Origin of the sequence: Acinetobacter sp. YH16032, from assembly GCF_013417345.1 — a bacterium.
Classification (GTDB): domain Bacteria; phylum Pseudomonadota; class Gammaproteobacteria; order Pseudomonadales; family Moraxellaceae; genus Acinetobacter.
This window is the reverse complement of the sequence record NZ_VPEE01000130.1, coordinates 1-1686: the sequence shown is the minus strand read 5'-3', so window position 1 is coordinate 1686 and position 1686 is coordinate 1. Positions and strand designations below refer to the sequence as shown.

Genomic DNA, 1686 nt, shown 5'->3' with positions numbered 1-1686 from the left:
CCAAGCAGACGTGCACAGAAAACAGTAATCAAAGAACGAAATCTGAATCCTGTGCTTGACTTGGAAATGTCTGTATAGGACATTTCTATTTGGTTATTAGGTAGGACATTTCTACTTAGGAATAACACAAAAAAGGGAGCTGTAAGCTCCCTTTTTTACTAATTTTTTTCAATTTTTAGATGTCAATCTAGGCTTCAATAAATTAAGCACCTAAACGCATTAATTTCTCTTGAATCGCATCGCTTACAAAAGCATTAAGAGAATTATCACTTGATGCTAAAACAGCTTTACGGTGTAACTCAGGACTAATACGGACATTAAATGTACCTTTGAATGGCTGATCGGGTTTTTTACCTAATTCAGCACAAGACTCTAAATATCCATCGACAGATTCCTGAAAAGCTTGTTCAAGAGTTTTTAATGTTTCTGCTTCATAAGTGATGAGATCACGGATAAATGCAAGCTTTCCAAATAACTCACCTGTTTCAAGATCAGGTTCAATTGTACCTAGATAACCTTTGTATTTTAAATAGCTCATAAAAATCCCTCCTGCTTGAGTGCCTGTTTTACAGATTTCAAAGCCCCACCTTTGATTTCATTTTCAGGGTGTGGCCTGTGCAGTAAAATCATGTGTTCAGTTTTCGTATTAAAAAAACGGACACGAGAGCCTACCATTTCAAATTTTTCATAGCCGAGCTGATTCAGTAAAACGACTAAATCTTTATACGGAAATGTATTTTTTGAATTTCCAAATTTTTCCAGTAACTTTTCCGTTTTACCCATACTTCAGCCCTACTGCTATTGCAACTAAGTATAGTTACTTTTAAATAATAATTGCAACTATATTTAGTTGCAATTCCGTATAACAGCCCTTATGTTAAATCAGGTTTAAAACTTAATATCATGTGAATTAAAGTAGGTCGGATCAAACTCTATCTCTCCTATTTCATCCTCGATAATTTGCATGTAATCGTCATATCTTGGATGTTTGGGGTCTTGTAATGCATCTAAAATATCAAGATATCCAAAAATTCCTCCAATATCTTCAAATGGAGCATGATTTTGACCATCTATACAACATGGATATTTTTTATTTAAATCAGGAGATTGTCTGCTTTCTACAGTAATCAAATGTTCCCAACAATCGCCAAAATCATATGTATATATAATTTTTTTACCTACACGTAGAACTTCTTTCAATTTTTGTCTTTTATTGATCTTTTCATGCTTAATAGTCGTGAATTCATGTAAATGGCTATCTTCCCAATCAAAAGCAGATTGAATTGCCTTATGGAGCCTAGATAAAGTAGCTGCCGATGAAATTTGAATAGTTCTCCAGATTTCAGGATCACTACCTAGCAGACTAATTTTTAATTGAAAAACTTCATCAGAAGATTTGAGCTTTACAGTTCCCATAACAGCCTAGTTCTCAAAAAATAGTTTTAGTAAATCTAAAATTAACATAATACACCTTATGCGAAATTAGAAAAATGAGTTTATTGCACTGATATTTATCTGTTTTTTAAATTTTAGACCTGGGTTGGTGCCCAGGTTTTTTTTGTTATTCCTAAGTAGAAATGTCCTACCTAATAACCAAATAGAAATGTCCTATACAGACATTTCCAAGTCAAGCACAGGATTCAGATTTCGTTCTTTGATTACTGTTTTCTGTGCACGTCTGCTTGG

General features: G+C 33.5%; 3 protein-coding genes. All 3 read right to left on the bottom strand.

What is annotated here, in order from left to right; all coding sequences use genetic code 11:
* Positions 1-202: 202 nt before the first annotated feature.
* Positions 203-538 carry a type II toxin-antitoxin system HicB family antitoxin gene (locus FTV32_RS16875; RefSeq protein ID WP_035270373.1) on the bottom strand — a complete coding sequence of 112 codons (336 nt, stop codon included), beginning with the start codon at positions 536-538 and terminating at the stop codon, positions 203-205.
* Positions 535-783 carry a type II toxin-antitoxin system HicA family toxin gene (locus tag FTV32_RS16870; protein ID WP_035270376.1) on the bottom strand — a complete coding sequence of 83 codons (249 nt, stop codon included), beginning with the start codon at positions 781-783 and terminating at the stop codon, positions 535-537. The genes FTV32_RS16875 and FTV32_RS16870 overlap by 4 nt, the downstream gene beginning before the upstream one ends.
* Before the next feature lie 105 nt (positions 784-888).
* Positions 889-1416 carry a plasmid pRiA4b ORF-3 family protein gene (locus FTV32_RS16865; RefSeq protein ID WP_000537572.1) on the bottom strand — a complete coding sequence of 176 codons (528 nt, stop codon included), beginning with the start codon at positions 1414-1416 and terminating at the stop codon, positions 889-891.
* Between the last annotated feature and the right edge of the window lie 270 nt (positions 1417-1686).

What these genes read in the sequence shown, in the direction of transcription:
- FTV32_RS16875 (WP_035270373.1), bottom strand. Translation starts at nt 538, where the DNA reads ATGAGCTATTTAAAATACAAAGGTTATCTAGGTACAATTGAACCTGAT.
- FTV32_RS16870 (WP_035270376.1), bottom strand. Translation starts at nt 783, where the DNA reads ATGGGTAAAACGGAAAAGTTACTGGAAAAATTTGGAAATTCAAAAAAT.
- FTV32_RS16865 (WP_000537572.1), bottom strand. Translation starts at nt 1,416, where the DNA reads ATGGGAACTGTAAAGCTCAAATCTTCTGATGAAGTTTTTCAATTAAAA.